The organism is Streptomyces sp. Y1, from assembly GCF_041053115.1.
In the GTDB taxonomy this organism is placed as follows: Bacteria; Actinomycetota; Actinomycetes; order Streptomycetales; family Streptomycetaceae; genus Kitasatospora; species Kitasatospora rubellomurina.
In genome coordinates, this window is record NZ_CP163445.1 from 1,180,049 (window position 1) to 1,198,796 (window position 18,748).

At 73.4% G+C, this 18,748-nt stretch carries 15 protein-coding genes, 1 tRNA gene and 1 riboswitch; of the genes, 11 read left to right on the plus strand and 5 right to left on the minus strand.

The genetic code is table 11. From position 1 onward, the window contains the following. Positions 1 to 82: 82 nt before the first annotated feature. A complete protein-coding gene (gene idi, locus AB2U05_RS04955) occupies positions 83 to 715 on the plus strand; it encodes an isopentenyl-diphosphate Delta-isomerase (RefSeq protein ID WP_244178884.1) in 633 nt (210 codons plus the stop codon). A gap of 48 nt (positions 716 to 763) precedes the next feature. Here the strand turns inward: idi and AB2U05_RS04960 are convergent, their stop codons facing one another. Next, positions 764 to 1,255 (minus strand): ATP-binding protein, encoded by a 492-nt coding sequence (locus AB2U05_RS04960; RefSeq protein WP_045699591.1) that lies wholly within the window; start codon positions 1,253 to 1,255, stop codon positions 764 to 766. A gap of 397 nt (positions 1,256 to 1,652) precedes the next feature. Between AB2U05_RS04960 and AB2U05_RS04965 the strand changes: the two genes are divergently transcribed. Beyond that, positions 1,653 to 1,740 (plus strand) — tRNA-Leu (locus AB2U05_RS04965). 328 nt (positions 1,741 to 2,068) lie between these two features. Beyond that, complete coding sequence (locus tag AB2U05_RS04970; RefSeq protein WP_045699551.1) at positions 2,069 to 3,712, plus strand: APC family permease; 1,644 nt, start codon at positions 2,069 to 2,071, stop codon at positions 3,710 to 3,712. Between the two features lie 121 nt (positions 3,713 to 3,833). Here AB2U05_RS04970 and AB2U05_RS04975 read toward each other — a convergent pair whose 3' ends face one another. Continuing rightward, positions 3,834 to 4,688: a class I SAM-dependent methyltransferase gene (locus AB2U05_RS04975; RefSeq protein WP_369182516.1), complete on the minus strand. Its 855-nt coding sequence runs from the start codon at positions 4,686 to 4,688 to the stop codon at positions 3,834 to 3,836. A gap of 522 nt (positions 4,689 to 5,210) precedes the next feature. On the opposite strand from AB2U05_RS04975, the gene AB2U05_RS04980 reads away from it, so the two are divergent. Both AB2U05_RS04980 and AB2U05_RS04985 read left to right on the plus strand, forming a co-directional pair. Beyond that, complete coding sequence (locus AB2U05_RS04980; protein WP_369182517.1) at positions 5,211 to 5,753, plus strand: DUF6624 domain-containing protein; 543 nt, start codon at positions 5,211 to 5,213, stop codon at positions 5,751 to 5,753. A 111-nt stretch (positions 5,754 to 5,864) separates the two neighbouring features. Continuing rightward, positions 5,865 to 7,292 carry an aldehyde dehydrogenase family protein gene (locus tag AB2U05_RS04985; protein WP_369182518.1) on the plus strand — a complete coding sequence of 476 codons (1,428 nt, stop codon included), beginning with the start codon at positions 5,865 to 5,867 and terminating at the stop codon, positions 7,290 to 7,292. An 89-nt stretch (positions 7,293 to 7,381) separates the two neighbouring features. Here the strand turns inward: AB2U05_RS04985 and AB2U05_RS04990 are convergent, their stop codons facing one another. Then, positions 7,382 to 8,851 carry a glycine hydroxymethyltransferase gene (locus tag AB2U05_RS04990; RefSeq protein ID WP_045699545.1) on the minus strand — a complete coding sequence of 490 codons (1,470 nt, stop codon included), beginning with the start codon at positions 8,849 to 8,851 and terminating at the stop codon, positions 7,382 to 7,384. 21 nt (positions 8,852 to 8,872) lie between these two features. Then, a riboswitch (ZMP/ZTP riboswitch) is annotated at positions 8,873 to 8,970 on the minus strand. A 327-nt stretch (positions 8,971 to 9,297) separates the two neighbouring features. On the opposite strand from AB2U05_RS04990, the gene AB2U05_RS04995 reads away from it, so the two are divergent. From AB2U05_RS04995 to AB2U05_RS05010, 4 genes are all read left to right on the plus strand, one after another. Continuing rightward, entirely contained in the window at positions 9,298 to 10,269 is a 972-nt protein-coding gene (locus AB2U05_RS04995; protein WP_045710838.1) for an ABC transporter permease, read from the plus strand. A 94-nt stretch (positions 10,270 to 10,363) separates the two neighbouring features. Beyond that, positions 10,364 to 12,118, plus strand: a complete 1,755-nt coding sequence (locus AB2U05_RS05000) for an ABC transporter substrate-binding protein (RefSeq protein WP_369182519.1) — start codon at positions 10,364 to 10,366, stop codon at positions 12,116 to 12,118. 128 nt (positions 12,119 to 12,246) lie between these two features. Then, on the plus strand, positions 12,247 to 13,239 hold the full coding sequence (locus AB2U05_RS05005) for an ABC transporter permease (RefSeq protein ID WP_369182520.1): 993 nt from the start codon (positions 12,247 to 12,249) through the stop codon (positions 13,237 to 13,239). A 133-nt stretch (positions 13,240 to 13,372) separates the two neighbouring features. Then, complete coding sequence (locus AB2U05_RS05010; protein WP_369182521.1) at positions 13,373 to 15,154, plus strand: dipeptide ABC transporter ATP-binding protein; 1,782 nt, start codon at positions 13,373 to 13,375, stop codon at positions 15,152 to 15,154. A gap of 68 nt (positions 15,155 to 15,222) precedes the next feature. Here AB2U05_RS05010 and AB2U05_RS05015 read toward each other — a convergent pair whose 3' ends face one another. Then, positions 15,223 to 16,458 (minus strand): ATP-binding protein, encoded by a 1,236-nt coding sequence (locus tag AB2U05_RS05015; protein WP_369182522.1) that lies wholly within the window; start codon positions 16,456 to 16,458, stop codon positions 15,223 to 15,225. Positions 16,459 to 16,769: 311 nt separating this feature from the next. Here AB2U05_RS05015 and AB2U05_RS05020 point away from each other — a divergent pair, with 311 nt between their 5' ends. Beyond that, the gene (locus tag AB2U05_RS05020; protein ID WP_369182523.1) at positions 16,770 to 17,261 is read left to right on the plus strand and encodes a cytidine deaminase; all 492 of its coding nucleotides are present in this window, start codon (positions 16,770 to 16,772) and stop codon (positions 17,259 to 17,261) included. Positions 17,262 to 17,356: 95 nt separating this feature from the next. Next, complete coding sequence (locus tag AB2U05_RS05025; RefSeq protein ID WP_045699537.1) at positions 17,357 to 17,920, plus strand: EF-hand domain-containing protein; 564 nt, start codon at positions 17,357 to 17,359, stop codon at positions 17,918 to 17,920. Positions 17,921 to 18,122: 202 nt separating this feature from the next. Here AB2U05_RS05025 and AB2U05_RS05030 read toward each other — a convergent pair whose 3' ends face one another. Continuing rightward, entirely contained in the window at positions 18,123 to 18,698 is a 576-nt protein-coding gene (locus AB2U05_RS05030) for a TetR/AcrR family transcriptional regulator (RefSeq protein WP_045710841.1), read from the minus strand. Between the last annotated feature and the right edge of the window lie 50 nt (positions 18,699 to 18,748).

Here is an 18,748-nt window from a genome sequence, read left to right on the forward strand (position 1 = left end):
GCGTCTGCCGCACCCCTCGCGGTCCACCGGGCGCACCCCCATGCCCGTGCTCCCCCCTGGTCCCCCTCCCGAAAGAGGCACCATGCCCCAGAGTCTGCCGACCGACCCGACGCACTTCACCGCCGACATCGACACCGGCCTCGACGTGGAGACGGACGTGGCCGTCGCCGCGACCGGCCCCGAGATCCTGCTGGAGCTGGTCGACGACGAGGGCGTCACCATCGGCACCGGCGAGAAGCTCTGGGCGCACCAGCAGCCCGGCCGGCTGCACCGCGCGTTCTCGGTGTTCCTCTTCGACCGCCAGGGCCGGCTGCTGCTCCAGCGCCGCGCCCTCGGCAAGTACCACTCCCCCGGCGTCTGGTCGAACACCTGCTGCGGGCACCCGTACCCGGACGAGCAGCCGTTCGTGGCCGCCGCCCGCCGCACCGCCGAGGAGCTCGGCGTCGCGCCGGCGCTGCTCTGCGAGGCCGGCACCGTCCGCTACGACCTGCCGGACGAGGCCTCCGGGCTGATCGAGCGGGAGTGGAACCACCTGTTCGTCGGCCTGGTCACCGCGCCGGTGCTGCCGGACCCGGAGGAGGTCGAGGACTTCGCCTTCGTGACCGCGCAGGAGCTGCGGGAGCTGCGCGCCGAGCGGCCGTTCTCGGTCTGGTTCGAGACGGTCTTCGAGGCCGCGCTGCCGGGCATCCGGGAGATCGCCGGGCGGGACTGGTAGGCGGCGGCCGGTGGCGGCGGCCGGGCGCGGTCCGCGGCGCCGCGCCGGTCAGTCCGCGGGCTCCGGGGGGACGGGCAGCGAGGCCCAGACGACCTTGCCGCCCTCCCCGGTCCGCTCCACGTCGCACACCCCGCCCGCCTGCAGGGTCACGCTCTTGACCAGCAGCAGGCCGCGGCCGCCGGTGCGGCCGGCGTCGCTCTCCTGGGCCTTCGGCCGGTACGGGTCGCCGTCCTCGACCGACACCCGCACCCAGCCCCGGCGGACGGACAGCTCGGTGGTCACCTCGGGGGACAGCTCGGCGGCGTGCGTCACGGCGTTGCCGACCAGCTCCGAGACGATCAGCAGCAGGTCGTCCACCAGCTCCTGGTAGCGCACCCCGGCCATGCCCTGGGCGAGCAGGCGGTCCCGGACCGCGTGCCGGGTGAGCGGCACCGACGCCTCGGCGGCGGGCACCGGGAAGCGCCAGACCCCCTCGACCGGCCCGTCCGGGGCCGCGCGCGGCCCGCCGCGTCTCGGCTCGGCCTTCGCCGCCCCGCTGATCTGCTCCACGTGCCGCCGCCCTTCGTCCGCGACCCGGCGCGGTCCGGGAACGACCGGAACCACCGGAACCGTCCGGGACTCCGGCGTTCCACCCCGGGGCCCCTCGGTCCACAGAGGCTAGGAGAGCGGCCCCGGCGGCCGGGGCACCGGCGACAACTTGCCCGTGTCGGACCGCTTCCGACCGGAACCGACCGCAGCGGGCACCGGAGTCGACCGCTTCCGTCGCGTCAGGTGCCACTTCGGCCCGGTTTCGAGCGTCCTCACGAGCCGTCCCAGCCACCCCGGCCAGCCCGCCCGTCCCCACCGGCGCAAACGCGGTGAGAACCACTCCCGAATGCTGGTAGTGTTCTCTCTGTCGCCGAGGGGGCGAGAGAAAAACCCCCGAAGCACACACCCCGTCCGGGTGGCGGAATGGCAGACGCGCTAGCTTGAGGTGCTAGTGCCCTTTATCGGGCGTGGGGGTTCAAGTCCCCCCTCGGACACCAGAGAAATTCCCCGTGGATTCCCCAAGGAATCCGCGGGGAATTTTCTTTTCCCGGCGCAACCCGGCCCGGCCTCGCAACGGCCCGGGCCCGGCCCTGCGCTTCCCGGCCCCTCCCGAACGCCGACCGCCCCCTGCCGCCGGGGCTCCGGCCGGCGCGTCCACGTCCGGAAGCCGGACACGAGATGGCAACGATCGAACGGTTTGAGCTTCCTCTGAGGTCTTCGCCCCATTTCGCCCCATAGGCTTCTCTCCGTTTGTCCCGAATAGCAGGGCAAAACCGCAAAAACCACGACTCCACCCGATGAACCCCGAGCGAGAGGACCGATACGTTGAGTGAGCCCGAACCGTCGACGGCATCACACCAGAACTACCGCCGGTCACTCGGCACGATCAGCCTCACCGCGGTCGGCCTCGGGTCGATCATCGGGTCGGGCTGGCTCTTCGGCGCCGAGCGCGCCGCCCGCCTGGCCGGCCCCGCGTCGATCCTCGCCTGGGTGATCGGGGCCGCCGTGGCGCTCACCATCGCCCTCACCTACAGCGAGCTCGGCTCGATGTTCCCCAAGGCCGGCGGCATGGTCCGCTACGGCCAGTACTCGCACGGCTCGCTCGCCGGCTACCTCGCCGCCTGGGCCAACTGGATCGCCATCGTCTCGGTCATCCCGGGCGAGGCCACCGCCTCCGTGCAGTACATGAGCTCCTGGGACTTCGGCTGGGCCAAGGCCCTGTACGACGGCCAGGAGCTGAGCGTCAGCGGCGTCGCGCTCGCCAGCGTGCTGCTCCTCGTGTACTTCGCGCTGAACTGGTTCGCGATCACGATGTTCGCCAAGACCAACACCGCGATCACCGTCTTCAAGGTCGTCGTCCCGGCGCTCACCGCCGGCGCCCTGCTCTTCGCGCACTTCGACACCGCCCACTTCACCGACCACGGCGGCTTCGCCCCGAACGGCTGGAGCGCGGTCTTCACCGCCGTGGCCACCTCCGGCATCGTCTGGGCCTTCAACGGCTTCCAGTCGCCGCTCAACCTGGCCGGCGAGGCGCGCAACCCCGGCAAGTCCCTGCCGAAGGCCGTGATCAGCTCGATCCTGATCGCCCTGGTGATCTACATCGCGCTGCAGGTCGCCTTCCTGGGCGCCGTGCCGAACGAGGGCCTGGCGAACGGCTGGGGCGGCCTCGGCTACACCTCGCCGCTGGCCGACCTGGCGATGGCCTGGGGCCTGAACTGGCTCGCCATGCTGCTGTACGCGGACGCCTTCGTCTCGCCGTCCGGCACCGGCATGATCTACGCCGCCACCACCTCGCGCATGATCCACGGCGTGCAGGAGAACGGCCACCTGCCGAAGGTCTTCGGCAAGGTCGACGCCAAGACCGGCATCCCGCGCCCGGCGCTGGTGCTCAACCTGGTCGTCGCCTTCCTGTTCCTGGCCGTGTTCCGCGGCTGGGGCTCGCTCGCCGAGATCGTCTCGGTGGCCACCGTGATCTCCTACATCACCGGCCCGGTCGCCGTGATGGCGCTGCGCCGTCTCGCCCCGGACCTGAAGCGGCCGGTCCGGCTGCGGGCCATGCCGGTGATCGCCCCGATCGCCATGGTGTTCGGCTCGCTGGTGCTGTACTGGGCCAAGTGGCCGCTCACCGGCAAGGTCATCCTGCTGATGGCCGCCGGCCTGCCGATCTGGGCCTTCTACGAGCTGCGCAAGCCGTGGGCCGAGCTGAAGCCGCACCTGAAGGCGGGCGCCTGGATGATCGCCTACCTGTTCGTGATGGCCGGGGTCTCCTGGGCCGGCAGCACCGACTACGGCGGCCGCGGCGACCTGCCGGAGGGCTGGGACCTGCTGATCGTGGCCGCGATCGCGCTGGCCTTCTACTACTGGGGCGTCGCCAGCGCCTGGGCCAACCCCTCGCTGGCCGCCGTCCGGCGGGAGCTGGCCGAGGCGGAGCAGCCGGCGGACGAGCCGGTCGAGGCCGCGCGGGTCTGAGGCCCGGGGTACGCGCGTACGGCGAAGGGCCGGTCGGAGGTTCCGACCGGCCCTTCGCCGTACCTGTCTCGGTGCTCGGACGCACCTGCCTCGGCAGGTCGGCCCCGGCGGGCGCGGCGGATCAGCCCCGGCGGGCGCGGCGGATCGCGGAGGTGACCACCGGCGGGAGCAGGTCGCGGGCGGCGCGCTTGGCGACGTTCACCGGGCGGCGGCGCTCGGCGGCCCGGGCGCGGCGCTCGGCCAGGTCGCGGGCGGCCTCGTCCTGGGCCTCGCGCAGCGCCCGGCGGGACTCCTCGGCCTCGCGGCGGGCCTGCTCGGCGGCCAGCTTGTCGCTGTGGCGGGACGGGCGGAACGGCTCGATGCCCTCCGAGGTGCCGACCATCCGCACGAACCGGTGGCCGTTGATCGTCTCGATGCCGAGCTCGCAGCCGGCCGCGAGGCCGACCCGGTCGAGCAGGTCGCGCTGGAACGGCTCCGGGTCGCCCCAGGTGCCGTAGAACTTGCTCTCGGTGAGCAGGATCGGCTTCAGCCCGTGGTTGAACACGGCCTCCCAGGTCGCGGCGGCGACGCCGGGGGTGTGCTGCGAGCGGTAGTCGTCCAGCACCACGACGCCCTGCTCCTGCAGCGCGGCCCGGGCCACCTGGATGTCGCCGACGACGTGCTCGTACAGGTGCGAGGCGTCGATGTGGATGAACCGGAAGGAGCGGGGCGCGAGGCGGCCGTCGGCCAGGATGCCGGTGGGCGCCTGGATGATCTCGGGCAGCTCGTCGTGGAAGGACAGGTAGTTCGCCTCGAACGCCGAGCGGGTCAGCGTCTTGCGGTACGACATGACCATCTCGGCCGCGTTCTCGTCGTCGGGCGCGTCCGAGTCGAAGAGGTCACAGACGGTGAACGTCTCGCCGGGCTGCAGGTGGTCGCCGATCACGATCGCGCTGCGGCCGAGGTAAGCGCCCATCTCCATCAGGTCACCGGTCACGCCGGCCTTTTCCTGGCGTGCCAGGAACCACTCGAAGGAATGCCGGTCGTGGTCCCAGAACCACCCCGGGACATCGTTCAAATCAGCCGGTTCGACGGGCTGGTGCGCTTCGCCCTGCAACGCGGCGTCGGTCACGGGATGCTCCTTACAGCGGTACGGATGACCTGCGGGTTGAACGAGCCTCAGCCGGCGGCGGGTTCCCCCGCCCGGCCCGGGAAGGCATCCGCCATCGACCGTGCACACGACACACCGGACCACTGGCACCAGTAGTCCCCCCACCGCTGAGTTCGCTGCAATCTACCTCCGCGTACGGCGTTCTGTGGAGGCCTTTCGGCAAGGAGTTCCGCGAACGGCCGCTTCGGGGCCGGAGCATGGACACGGCCGCTTTCGGGGGGTGTCTCCATTGTGTCCCATCGGCTCCGGGGAGTCACCGTCCCCGGGGATGATCTTCGCCACGGATCCGGTGCCTACGGTGGTTTCCGCACGGCCCGGCGGACGGGCCCGGGGAACAGGGAGACGTGGATGGACCGGAGCGAGGAGGCTGGCCGAGGCCGTCAGGAGACCGCGCGGGGCGGGGAGTTGGCGGCGGAGCTGGTCGCGATGATGGCCGAGGACGGTGCGGCCGCGGCGCTGGCGAACAGCCCCGACCTGGCCGAACAGGCCCGCTGGCGGCGGCTCACCGCCCGGCACGGCGACCGGCTGGCCGCGATCATGGCGGAGCACGGCTGGCCCGCCGAGGACGTCGTGGGCGCGGACGCCGCCCGCGCGGCCTGGCTCGTCGCGCAGCACGCGGACCGTCAACTCGACGTCCAGCGGCGGGCGGTGGCACTGCTCGCGCAGGCGGTGGCGCGGGGCGCGGCGAGCCCGCGCGACCTGGCGTTCCTGGCCGACCGGCTGGCCGTCAACGAGGGGCGCGAACAGCGGTACGGGACCCAGATCGGCGCGGTGGCGGACGGGCGGCCGGTGCCGTGGCCGTGCGAGGATCCGGCGCGGCTGGACGAGCGGCGGGCCGAGGTGGGGATCGAGCCGTTCGACGCGTACACGGCGCGGTTCGCGCCCGGGTGACCGGCCGTCGGCCGGGTGCGGCCGGGTGCGGCCGGCTCTTGCGCGCGAGCGCCCCGGACGCCTTGACTACCCCCGTCACGCGCAGCGGGTGATCGGACGAGAGGACAATCGGTGCAGCAGTACGCGGAGCACGGCGACCAGTACATCGACGGCGCCTGGCGGCCCTCCGGGGACGCCGGGTCGATCACCGTGCTGAACCCGGCGACCGGGCGGGCCGTCGCCACCGTCCCGGCCGGCGGGGCGGCCGACGTCGACGCCGCGGTCGCCGCGGCCCGCCGGGCGGCCCGGGCCTGGGCCGCCACCACCCCCGAGGAGCGGCTGGTGCCGCTGACCCGGCTGCGGGACGGCCTCGCCGCCGCACAGGAGGAGATCACCGCGACGGTGGTGGCCGAGCTCGGCGCCCCGGTCGGCTTCGCCGCGGCCGTGCACGCCGGGCTGCCGCTGACGGTGGCGAACTCCTACCTGACGCTGCTCGCCGAGCACCCCTTCGAGGAGCGGATCGGCAACTCGGTGGTGCTCGCCGAGCCGGCCGGGGTGGTGGCCGCGATCACGCCGTGGAACTACCCGCTGCACCAGATCACCGCCAAGGCCCTCCCGGCGCTGGCGGCCGGCTGCCCGGTGGTGCTCAAGCCCGCCGAGGACACCCCGCTGACGGCCCGGCTGTTCGCCCGGCTGGTGCACGAAGCCGGCTTCCCGGCCGGGGTGTTCAACCTGGTGACCGGCACCGGCGCGGTGGCGGGGGCCGCGCTGGCCGCCCACCCGGGGGTGGACGTGGTGTCGTTCACCGGCTCCACCGCCGTCGGCCGGCAGATCGCCGAGACCGCCGGGCGCGGGCTGAAGCGGGTCTGCCTGGAACTCGGCGGCAAGTCCGCCAACGTGGTGCTGCCGGGCGCGGACCTGGTCCGCGCGGTGAACGTCAACATCGCCAACGTCTTCGCCAACTCCGGCCAGACGTGCAGCGCGTGGACCAGGCTGCTGGTGCACGAGGACCAGTACGAGGAGGCCGTCGCGCTCGCCGCCAAGGCCGCCGCCAAGTACCGGCCCGGCGACCCCACCGACCCGCAGACCCGGATCGGGCCGCTCGTCAACGCCGAGCAGCTGGCCCGGGTGCGCGGCTACCTCGACGACGCGCTCGCCGCGGGCGCCCGGCTGGTCGTCGGCGGCCCCGAACCGGTCGCCGAACTGCCCGCCGGCCACTACGTCCGGCCGACCGTGCTCGCCGACGTCGCACCGGACGCGGCCGTCGCCCGGGAGGAGGTCTTCGGCCCCGTCCTGGTCGTCCTCCCCTACCGCGACGAGGACCACGCCGCCGAACTCGCCAACGGCACCGACTACGGCCTGGCCGGCGGCGTCTGGGCCGCCGACACCGAGACCGCCGCCGCCTTCGCCCGCCGCCTCGACACCGGCCAGGTCGACCTCAACGGGGGCCGCTTCAACCCGCTCGCCCCGTTCGGCGGCTACAAGAGCTCGGGCCTCGGCCGCGAGCTGGGCCGCCACGGCCTGGAGGAGTTCCTGCAGTACAAGTCGCTGCAGTACTAGGAGAGTCGGGCCGGGGCCGCCGCACGGGTGTGCGGCGGACCCGGCGGCCTCCGGCAGACCCGCAACCCCCGGCGGCCCCCGTCCTGGCGTCAGGCCAGGTCGACGCCCGGGTAGAGGGGGAAGGGGGCGAGGAGGTCGGCGGCGCGCTTGGCGACGCCGTCGCGGACCGAGTCGTCGAGGGCGTAGGCGGCCTTCGAGGGGGCGCCCTTGGCCGTGGTGGCCGGGGTGGCCGCGCGCAGGACGGTGTCGATCAGGGCCGCGATCTCGTCCATCTCGGCGGTGCCGAGGCCGCGGGTGGTGAGCGCCGGGGTGCCGAGCCGGACGCCGGAGGTGTACCAGGCGCCGTTCGGGTCGAGCGGGACGGAGTTGCGGTTGGTGACGATGCCCGCGTCGAGCAGCGCCGCCTCGGCCTGGCGGCCGGTCAGGCCGTGGCCGGAGACGTCGGCGAGCACCAGGTGGTTGTCGGTGCCGCCGGTGACCAGGGTGGTGCCGCGGCGCAGCAGGCCCTCGGCGAGGGCCCGGGCGTTGTCGACGACGGCCCGGGCGTAGGCCCGGAACTCGGGGCGGCGGGCCTCGGCGAGCGCGACGGCCTTGGCGGCCATCACGTGCGAGAGCGGGCCGCCGAGCACCAGCGGGCAGCCGCGGTCGACGTGCTCGGCGAGCTCGGCGGTGCTGAGCACCATGCCGCCGCGCGGGCCGCGCAGCGACTTGTGGGTGGTGGTGGTGACGATGTGGGCGTGCGGCACCGGGTCGTGGTCGCCGGTCAGCACCTTGCCCGCCACCAGGCCGGCGAAGTGCGCCATGTCGACCATGAGGGTCGCGCCGACCTCGTCGGCGATCTCGCGCATCGTCGCGAAGTTCACCAGCCGCGGGTAGGCCGAGTAGCCGGCCACGATGATCAGCGGGCGGAACTCGCGGGCGCTCTCGCGCAGCGCGGCGTAGTCGATCAGGCCGGTGGCCGGGTCGGTGCCGTAGCTGCGCTGCTCGAACATCTTGCCGGAGATGTTGGGACGGAAGCCGTGGGTGAGGTGGCCGCCGGTGTCCAGGGACATGCCGAGCATCCGCTGGTTGCCGAGCTCCTGGCGCAGCCGCGCCCAGTCCTGCTCGGTGAGGTCGTTGACGTTCCGGACCCCGGCCCGGGCCAGGGCGGGGCTCTCGACGCGCTGGGACAGCACGGCCCAGAAGGCGGTCAGGTTGGCGTCGATGCCGGAGTGCGGCTGGACGTAGGCGTGCTCGGCGCCGAACAGCTCCCGGGCGTGCTCGGCGGCGATCGTCTCGACGGTGTCGACGTTGCGGCAGCCGGCGTAGAACCGGCGGCCCGCCGTGCCCTCGGCGTACTTGTCGCTCAGCCAGTTGCCCATGGCGAGCAGTACGGCCGGGGAGGCGTAGTTCTCGCTGGCGATCAGCTTGAGCGAGGCGCGCTGGTCGTCGATCTCGCGGCCGATGGCGGCGGCGATCCGCGGCTCGACCCCGGCGACGACGTCGACGGCGCTGCGGAAGGCGGTGTTCGCGGTGGGGCTCGCGGCGGTGTGCGGGGGCTGCTGGTGGTCCTCGGCCATGGCGGTCTCCTGACGGGGATAGCGGGCGGCCCAGGCGCTCGGCAACTACGGCGTGAGGATTCACGGGACCGCTTCCCGATGGTCGATTCCATCCGTGCGCGCCAGTCGCGGCCCACCGGGATCGTAGCAATACCGGGCACCGGCGCGGGCACTGTGGCGGAGGTCTCAGAATGCGGGACAGGCAGCCCGGATTGCGGCCCTATGTCCGTTCCGGTGCGACGGCCGTGTTGCGGCGAAATGAAGCCGTCACGATTCCCGAAACAATGCCGAAGGAAAGCCGAAGGAATGGCTCCGGACGGCATTTCGCGAATTTGCCGAACATCCGACGCATCCGATCTGATGTGGCCCGGACGGACCGCCGGGAAACCCCCGGCCGGCCGCCCGGAAATGCCCATCGGCGCACCCACACCCACGGGGCGGCGGAGAATTCGGGGAGAACGCCTGTCATGGCCGTGGTCGACACCGTCCCGGCGCCGGTCCGCCGGCGCCCCGCCGCGCCGGGCCCGCTGCGCCGCCTGCTGCACGACCGGGTCGGCGCCGCCGCACTCGCCGTCGTCCTGCTGTTCCTGCTGCTCGCCCTGGCGGCGCCGCTGGTCGCCGCCCTGTACGGGAAGAACCCGGTCGAGCACTACGGCCAGAACCTGCCGGGCCTGCTCAGCGACGGCGGACTGCCGATGGCCCCGAACGGCGGGATCTCCGGCGAGTTCTGGTTCGGACTGGAGCCCGGACTCGGCCGGGACGTGCTGACCCAACTGCTGTACGGCATCCGCACCTCGCTGCTGATCGCCTTCGCGGCCGCCGTCGTCACCACCGCGCTCGGCGTGCTGGCCGGGGTCGCGGTCGGTTACCTCGGCGGGCTCGCGGACCGGGCGTTCGGATTCCTGGCCAACGTGCTGCTCGCCTTCCCCACCCTGCTCCTGCTGCTGGCGCTCAGCCCGGTCGTCCAGTCCCGGCTGGTCGATCCGGGCGCCGCCGAGCCCGAGTGGATGCAGTTCCTGGTGCTGGTCCTGGTGTTCTCCGCGTTCGGCTGGATTCCGCTCGCGCTTTCCCTGCGCGCCACCGTGCGATCGCTGCGGGAAAGGGATTTCGTGCAGTCCGCCCGGGCCCAGGGCGCGAGCCGGTTCCACATCGTCGTCCACGAACTGCTGCCGAACGTCCGCTCGCAGCTGCTGGTGCACGCCACCATGGCGGTGCCGACCTTCGTCGCCTCCGAGGCCGCGCTGTCCTTCCTCGGCGTCGGCGTCACCGAGCCGGTGCCGGACTGGGGCCGGATGATCGCGCGCGGCTCGGAGGTCTTCCGGGCCGACCCCACCTACATGGTGTTCCCCGGCGTCGCGCTGCTCGTCTTCGTCCTCGCCTTCAACCTGCTCGGCGACGCCGTCCGGGACGCGCTCGATCCGCGGACCGGCGGGCGCTGAGGCCCGGTCCGCCATTTCTTTGCCCCTCCGTCCATCCCTTCACCCCCCTTGACCCGCCCCGGCGCGATCCGCCGGGGCCGAGGAGAGATCCACCATGCGCCGAACCAGAGCGTCGCTCGCCGTCATCGCCACCGCCCTGCTGGCCACCTCCTGCTCCGCCGGCGCGGGCAGCACCGGCTCCGCGCCCGCCGGCGCCTCCGCCAAGGAGACCTCGCCGCTGACCGCCGCGCTCGGCACCGAGAAGGAGAGCGCCGGACCGGCCCCCGCCGTCCCCGGCGCCCGCCCGGGCGGCACGGTCAACGTGTACAACAGCGTGGAGTTCCGCCACCTCGACCCGCAGAAGGTGTACGCGGGCGCCGCCTACAACGCCTCGCTGCTCTGGGGCCGCCAGCTCACCCAGTACCAGGTCGTCGACGGCAAGGCCAAGCTGGTCGGCGACCTCGCCACCGACACCGGCACCCCGGCCGACGGCGGACGCACCTGGACGTACCGGCTCAAGGACGGCGTCGCCTGGGAGGACGGCAAGCCGATCACCTCCCAGGACGTCAAGTACGGCATCGAGCGCACCTTCGGCAAGGGCTACGAGGTCGGCCCGCCGTACTGGCCGCAGTGGCTCACCGGCGAGGCCTCCTACGAGGCCGCGCGCGCCAAGTACGCGGGCCCGCAGGCCGGCGACCTCGCCGCGATCGAGACGCCCGACGAGCGCACCGTCGTCTTCCACTTCCCGCAGCCGCAGGCCGACGTGCCGTACATGGCCGCGCAGTCCTCCTCCTCGCCGGTGCGCCGCGACAAGGACACCGGGACGGACTACGACCGGCTGCCGTTCGCCACCGGCCCGTACCGGATCGTCGAACACGTCCAGAACACCCGCATGGTGCTGGAGCGCAACCCCGGGTGGAAGGCCGCCACCGACCCGATCCGCAACCAGTACCCCGACCGGTTCGTCTTCACCTACGGCAAGGAGACGCTCAACATCAACCAGGAGATCCTCGCCGGACGCGACGGCGGCGCCGACGCCACCACCGCCTCCGACACCCTCTCCCCCGAGCTCTACCAGACCGCCGACACCGACCCCAAGGCCCGCGAACTCGTCGTCACCGGCCGCCAGGGCGCCTTCGTCACCCAGCTGGTCGTCAACAACGAGCGGGTGCCCGACGTCCAGGTCCGCAAGGCCCTGCACCTGGCCTACCCGCGCCAGCAGGCCCGCCAGGTCCAGGGCGGCTCCCGGACCGGCGAACTCGCCACCACCCTCAGCTCGCCCGCCCTCATCGACTGGCAGAAGTACGACCTCTACCCCGCCAGGCCGGAGGGCGACCCGGAAGCCGCCAAGGCCGAACTCGCCAAGGCGAAGCAGGCACCCGGCAGCCTCACCTACGGCTACAAGAACACCCCGAACGGACAGCGCGTCGCCCAGGTGCTGGTGGACGGCTTCGCCAAGGCCGGGATCACCGTGGTGCCCAAGCCGATCGACCCCAAGGCCTACCTCGACGAGGTGCACCGCGCCGACTCGCCGTACGACCTGTTCGAGGAGACCTCGTCCGTCGACTGGCCGACGCCCTCCACGCTGATCCCGTTCTCCTTCGACGGCCGGGCCGACGGCGACCTCAACTTGGCGCGCTACCGCAACCCGGCGGTCGACCGGGAGATCGACCGGATCAACCAGATCGGCGAACCGCGCGCCAAGGCCAAGGAGTTGTACGCGCTGGAGCAGACCGTGATGAAGGACGTGCCGGTGCTGCCGTTCGCCTACCCGACCGTCAACCAGCTGCGCGGCGCCAACGTCGGCGGGGCGTTCGTCCACCCGATCTACGGGACGGTCGGGCTGAGCTGGCTGTACCTGAAGTCCTGAAGGTCCGAAGCACTGGGCCCCGGGGCCCTGAGGCTCTGGGGCCCGAGGTCCCGGGGCCTCGAAGTCCGGGGGCTCTGAAGTCCCGAAGTCCCGCGCCCGGCTGGTGAATCGTCCGAGGTACCGAGAAAATGCTCAGTTTCGCCCTGCGGCGCGCCCTCCAGGCGCTCGCCGTCCTGGCCGCGGTCTCCGCCGCCGCCTTCGCCCTCTTCTACGCCGCGCCCGCCGACCCGGCCCGCGCCGCCTGCGGCCCGCGCTGCGACAGCGGGCAGGTCGCGGCGGTGCGCCAGAGCATGGGGCTCGACCAGCCGCTGCTCGCCCAGTACGCCGACTACCTCGGCGGGATCCTCGCCGGGCGGGACATCGGCGACGTGGACGGCTCCGTCATCCACTGCGCCGCCCCCTGCCTCGGCTACTCCTACCGGCTGCACCAGCCCGTCACCGAGGCGCTGACCGACCACCTGCCCGTCACCCTCTCGCTCACCGCCGGCGCGCTCGCGGTCCTGCTGGTGCTCGGCCCCGGCACCGGATTCCTCGCCGCGCTGCGGCACGGCCGCCGCACGGACCGGCTGCTGTCCGGCTTCACCCTGGTCGGCGCCAGCGTGCAGATCTACTTCCTCGGATACGTCGCCCAGTGGGCGCTGGTGTACTCCACCGGCCTGCTGCCGCTGCCCGGCTACACCCCGCCGGCCGAGGACCCGGCCGCCTGGGCCGGCGGGATGCTGCTCCCGTGGCTCGTCCTCGGCTTCGTCAACTCGGCGGTGTTCGCCCGCCTTTCGCGCTCCCAGCTGCTGGAGACGATGAACGAGGAGTACGTCCGCACGGCCCGCGGCAAGGGCCTCGGGCGGCTGCGCGCCCACCTCAAGTACACGGCGCGCGGCGCCGCCGGGCCGCTCGTCCAACTGCTCGGGCTGGAGGCCGGGGCGCTGCTCGGCGGGGCGGTGATCACCGAGACGGTGTTCGGGCTGAACGGGGTCGGGCGGTTCGCCGCCGAGGCCGTCGAGGGGCAGGACCTGCCGGCCGTGGTCGGCGCGGTGCTACTGGCCGCCTGCTTCGTGGTGCTGTTCGTCGCGCTGGCGGACCTGGCGGTGGCCTGGCTCGATCCGCGCGTCCGGTTGAGCTGAGGGGAGTTGTTCGATGATGGCGATGACGGGGTCTCCTGGGGCTTCCGGCGGTGGTGGCCGTGGCCTGGTCGGGAGCGGTGGCGGTGGATTGGTCGGGAGCGGTGGCAGAGGCCTGGACGGGAGCGGCGGGTCGGTGCTGAGTGTGCGGGACCTGACGGTCACCTTCGCCGCCCCGCGCGGTGGCGAGCCGGTGACGGCGGTGAGCGGGCTGTCCTTCGACCTCGCACCGGGTGAAGTCGTGGGCCTGGTCGGCGAGTCGGGCTCGGGGAAGTCGACGGTCGGGCTCGCCGTCCTCGGCCTGCACGACCCGCGCACCACCACCGTCACCGGCTCGATCCGGCTGGGCGGGCGGGAGTTGGTGGGCGGGGCCGCGGAACCGGCGGGTGCGCAGGAGCTCGTGGGCACGCAGGAGCTCGTCGGCGCGCAGGCGCTCGTCGGGACGCAGGAGCTCGTCGGCGCGCAGGAGTCGGTGCTGCGCCGGGTGCGCGGCGGCCGGGCGGCACTGGTCTTCCAGGACGCGCTCACCTCGCTCAGCCCGTTCCACGGCGTCGGCGCCCAACTCGCCGAGATGTACCGGCTGCACTACCCGGGCGCCGGGCGCGCCGAGGCCCGCCGGCGGGCGGTCGCGATGCTGGAACGGGTCGGCATCCCGGCCGCCCGGGCCGGCGACCACCCGCACCGGTTCTCGGGCGGCATGCGCCAGCGGGTGATGATCGCGATGGCGCTGATGAACGACCCGCAGCTGCTGATCGCCGACGAGCCGACCACCGCCCTGGACGCCCGCGTGCAACGCCAGGTCCTCGACCTGCTGCGCGAGTTGCAGCGCGAACACGGGACGGCGGTCCTGCTGGTCAGCCACGACCTGGGGGTGGTCGCCGGGACCACCGACCGCACGCTGGTGCTGCGCGGCGGCCGCGAGGTCGAGTCCGCGCCGACCGGCGACCTGCTGGCCGCGCCGCGCGAACCGTACACCCGGGCCCTGGTGGGGGCGGCGCTGGGACTGGACTCCGTACCGGGCTCAGAACTGCCAACAGTTGACGATCCGTCACCTACGAGAACGTTCCGAACCAGGGGCGACGTGGGGCTGCGGCCCTCGGAGCGCTGGCTGGTAGAGGTCGACGACCTCGCCGTGCACTTCCCCAGGCGGCGGCGCCTCGCCTCCCCGCGCGACCTGCGGGCCGAGGGGCTGCGCCTCCCCACGCTGCGGGCCGAGCCGGTACGGGCGGTCGACGGGGTGAGCCTGCGGATCGCACCCGGCGAGACGGTCGGGCTGGTCGGCGAGTCCGGCTCCGGCAAGTCCACCACCGCGCGCGTCCTGGCCGGCCTCCAACACTCCAGCGGCGGCCGGGTGCGGTACGACGGCCAGGACGCCACCCGGCCCGACCGGGAGCTGCGGCGCCGCCTCAGCCGCGAGGTCCAGCTGGTCTTCCAGGACCCGTACGCCTCGCTCAACCCGCGCCGCACCATCGCGCGGACGCTGGACACCCCGCTGCGCCTGCACACCCCGCTCGGCGCGGCGCAGCGGCGGGAGCGCGCCGCCGAACTGCTGGAGCAGGTCGGGCTGTCCGCCGACCACCTGGACCGCTACCCGCACGAGTTCTCCGGCGGGCAGCGCCAACGCATCGGCATCGCCCGGGCGTTGGCGCCGCAGCCGCGCCTGATCATCGCGGACGAGCCGGTGTCGGCGCTCGACGTGTCCGTCCAGGCGCAGGTGCTCAACCTGCTGATGGAACTGCGCGAACGGCTCGACGTGGCCTTCCTGTTCGTCTCGCACGACCTGGCCGTGGTGCGGCACTTCTGCGACCGGGTGGCGGTCATGCACCGGGGCCGGCTCGTCGAGTCGACGGACCGGGACCGGCTGTTCGCCGCGCCGCACACGGACTACACCCGGGAGCTGCTGGCGGCGGCGCACTAGCGGGCCCATTTGGCGAAGGTGCGAACGCCGTTGCGGGGGAACGGCGTTCGCACCGCGCTCGCCGCTTGTCAGCCCTGGAGGGCCCGGGCGACGAGGGCGGCGGCCCGCTCCGGGTGCTCCGCCAGCCAGGCACCGAGGCGGTCCCGGACGGCTTCGGCGACGCAGGCGCGCACCGGGGTGTTGCCCAGGCGGTCGCGGATGGCGCCTTCGAAGGCGGGACCGTCCATCTTGACGGACACGACCGCCGTCAGGCCTTCGGCGAGCCGGTCCGCGATCCGATCGGCGATCCGATCCGTGGTCCCGTCCGTGATCCGATCGGTGATCCGGTCCGTGGTCCGGTCCGTGATCCGGTCGGCGTCGAGGTCGGGGCTCGCCTCGGCGGGCAGCCGGCGCTCCCGCGCGTACGCGGTGACGGCGGCCGCCAGCCCGTCGCGCAGGCCCTGGACGTGCGTGCCGTGCGGGGTGGGGTGGCTGTTGGCGTAGCCGCGGATCCGTGTCTCCCCGGCGTCACGCCAACGCAGGGCCACCTCCAGCGTGCCGGACATCCGGGCGTCCTCGCGCTCGACGGCGATGACGTCCGGACCACCGGCGGGCAGCGACTGGCGGTCGAGGAACGCGACGAGGTCCCGTGCGCCGCCCGTGGACCGGAACCGGAGCGAGCGGGTCCCGCCGGGGTGGCGGCGGTCGGTGAGGGTGATCTCCAACGGACGGTAGAGGAAGGCCAGTTCCCTGAAGCGGTCGGCGAGGGTGTCGAACGAGTACGCGGTGGTCGTGAAGATCTCGGCGTCCGGCCAGAGGGTGAGGACGGTCCCGGTCCCGGACGCTTCCCCCTCCTCGGTGAGCGGGGTGACGGCGACGCCGCGCTCGTACGCCCGGGTCCAGCGGACCCCCGCGCGGTGCACCTCGGCCGTCAGCCGCGCCGAGAGGGCGTTGGCCACGCAGGGCCCGATGCCGGCCCAGCCCCACCCCAGATCGAGGCGCCCGACCGGCGCCGGTCCGGGGCTGAGGCGGGTCAGCAGGGCTTCGAGGTCGGGCTCGTGCGGGTCGCCGGTCGGCTCGACGGGGATGCCCGGCCCGTCGTCGGCGATCCGGACGCCGCCGTCCGGCGTCAGGGTGACGTCCACGTGGCCGGCCCGGCCGGTCAGGACTTCGCGGACCGCCCGCTCGACGACCTCGATCACCAGGTGGTGCAGGCCGCGTTCGTCGGTCGATCCGACGTACATCCCGGGCCGTTTCCGGATCGCCGCCACCCCCTCCAGCACCTCGACGGTGACGGCTTCGTACGGCTTGGAATCCTCGCTCACGACATCCCCTCCCAGAGGTTTCCGGCGAAGCCCCCAGCCTAGGCAGATCTCCGGAAAACTCCAGGTCATGGCAGGTCTGGAGGGAGGCGGGACGGGTGCGTGTGCCGCCTTCGGAGCGGGTCGGCGCCTGTTGGTCCGGGCGGGCCACGGGCGGGCGCGCGGGGGCCCGCCGAAGCCGCGGACGGCACCATTGCGGCCGGCGCCGGGGTCGCCGATCCGAGAATTCCGAAAATATTGGCGCCGGGGTCGGTCCGCGGCCCATGATCGAAGCCTTCGCATTCGATCCACTCCACTCCAAGCAAGGAGCAGCCATGCCGGCCAGCGCGCGGACCAGCGCCGACCCCGACTCCGACCCCGACGCCGTCGACCTCGAACTCGTCGCGGCCGCCGAGGAGGTGGCCCGGCGGTTCTGCCGCGGCGACAACCACACCGTCGCGGCCGCCGGGCGCAACGCGGACGGACGGATCGTCACCGCCGTGAACGCCTACCACTTCACCGGCGGGCCGTGCGCCGAGCTGGTGCTGATCGGCGCGGCGGCCGGCCAGGGGGCGTACGAGCTGACCACGATCGTCGCGGTGGGCGACCGCGGGCGCGGGGTCATCCCGCCGTGCGGGCGCTGCCGGCAGGCGATGCTGGACTACTTCCCCCGGGCGCGGGTCATCGTCGGGCGGGGGTCGGCGCTGCGCGCCGTGCCGGTGCCGGACCTGCTGCCGGAGGCGTACGTCTGGGCGGACCACCAGGACGACCCGCAGCTCGGGGACGACGCGGCCCCCCAGGGCGACGCGGACCTCGGGGAGCAGTAGCCGGTGCGTTCGCTCGCCGTTCGGCTGCGCCGGGGTGGCGCGACGCGTTAGCGTGCTGGCGGAGTGACGCAGCGATCGCCAGCCGAGGGGGCGCATTGTCGGACGACCTGCTCATCGCGAAGATCAACCACGGTTTCGACCACCTCGACGCCGATGGGGACGGCCTGCTGACCGAGCGGGACCACGTGCTGATGGGCCTGTCGGTGGCCCGCTCGCTCGGCCACCGGGAGGGTTCGGAGGCCGAGGCGGTTATCGTGCGGGCCTACCTGACGGTCTGGCACGACCTGCACCTGGCCCACCTGCCGGCCGGGACGCAGGCGATCACCCGGGAGCAGTTCCTGAAGTCCACGGGCTCGCTCGCGGACGACCCGGAGGCGGCGCGGGCCTGCTACGGCGCGCTCGCCGCCGCGTTCCTGGAGGTCGCGGACGCCGACCGCAGCGGCACGATCGACGCCGGGGAGTTCTTCGTGTTCCAGCGCGGCCACTTCGCCGGGCTGTCCCGCGACGACGCTGACGAGGCCTTCCGCCGCCTCGACCGGGACGGTGACGGCATGCTGTCGGCGGCCGAGTTCACCGACGCGATCGTCGAGTTCTGGACCAGCCGCGACCCGGAGGCGCCGGGCAACTGGTGGACGGGGAAGGCACCGGAGGCGTTCTGACGCCGGGCCCGCACGCTTCTAGCGTTGCTAGTGTTCTTGCCGCCGCCAGCACCACTGCTAGCGGCGATACTGCCGCTAACACCGATACCGATGCGACCGCCGCTCCAGCCTGACGGGTGCCCACCCCGGCCGGAGCGGCGGTCGCGGTTTCCGGCCGTCCGTCGCCGCCGCCCCCTCGGTCGCCTCGGTCGCGGGCGAGCGCTCAGGCCGCCGGGACGATCCGCTCGACGATCGCGTCGATCAGTGCCGTCAGGCCGTCCGTTCCCAACACCTCGGGGAGCGTGAGCTGTTCGAGGATCAGCCCGGTCATCGCGAGGTAGAGCACGACGACGGTCTCCCGGTCGCCCGGCAGCCCCTGGCCGAGGTGGTAGGCGACGTTGGCGTCCAGCTCGTCCCGGACGGCTTCGGTGAGCCGGGCGCGCAGTTCGGGGCGGCGGGTGGCCTCCAGGCGCAGCTCCAGCAGGGCGACGTAGCCGGCCCGGTCCTCCGAGATGCGCCGGAAGATGTCGCGCACCAGGGCCTTGACCAGGTCGCGGTCGCGCGGGGCCCGCAGGAGCTCGGCGATCATCACCGGGTCGGGGGTGAGCCGCTCGTGGATGTACCGGGCGGTCTGGTCGAGCAGGTGGTCCCGGTTGGAGAAGTAGTTGGAGGCGGTGCCCTTGGGCACGCCGGCCTCCACGTCGACCGCGCGGAAGGTCAGGCCGCGGGCGCCCTCGCGGGCGAGGACCTCGATGGCGGCGTCGGCGAGGGCGGTGCGGCGGGCGGGGTTCTGGACCATGGACCGATTCTCTCTTCCACGATTCCGGGGTTCTTCTCGGCCCCGGCAAC

Coding starts and splice junctions, on each gene's coding strand:
- idi (WP_244178884.1), top strand. CDS start 83: ATGCCCCAGAGTCTGCCGACCGACCCGACGCACTTCACCGCCGACATC.
- AB2U05_RS04980 (WP_369182517.1), top strand. CDS start 5,211: ATGGACCGGAGCGAGGAGGCTGGCCGAGGCCGTCAGGAGACCGCGCGG.
- AB2U05_RS04990 (WP_045699545.1), bottom strand. CDS start 8,851: ATGGCCGAGGACCACCAGCAGCCCCCGCACACCGCCGCGAGCCCCACC.
- AB2U05_RS04995 (WP_045710838.1), top strand. CDS start 9,298: ATGGCCGTGGTCGACACCGTCCCGGCGCCGGTCCGCCGGCGCCCCGCC.
- AB2U05_RS05000 (WP_369182519.1), top strand. CDS start 10,364: ATGCGCCGAACCAGAGCGTCGCTCGCCGTCATCGCCACCGCCCTGCTG.
- AB2U05_RS05005 (WP_369182520.1), top strand. CDS start 12,247: ATGCTCAGTTTCGCCCTGCGGCGCGCCCTCCAGGCGCTCGCCGTCCTG.
- AB2U05_RS05020 (WP_369182523.1), top strand. CDS start 16,770: ATGCCGGCCAGCGCGCGGACCAGCGCCGACCCCGACTCCGACCCCGAC.
- AB2U05_RS05030 (WP_045710841.1), bottom strand. CDS start 18,698: ATGGTCCAGAACCCCGCCCGCCGCACCGCCCTCGCCGACGCCGCCATC.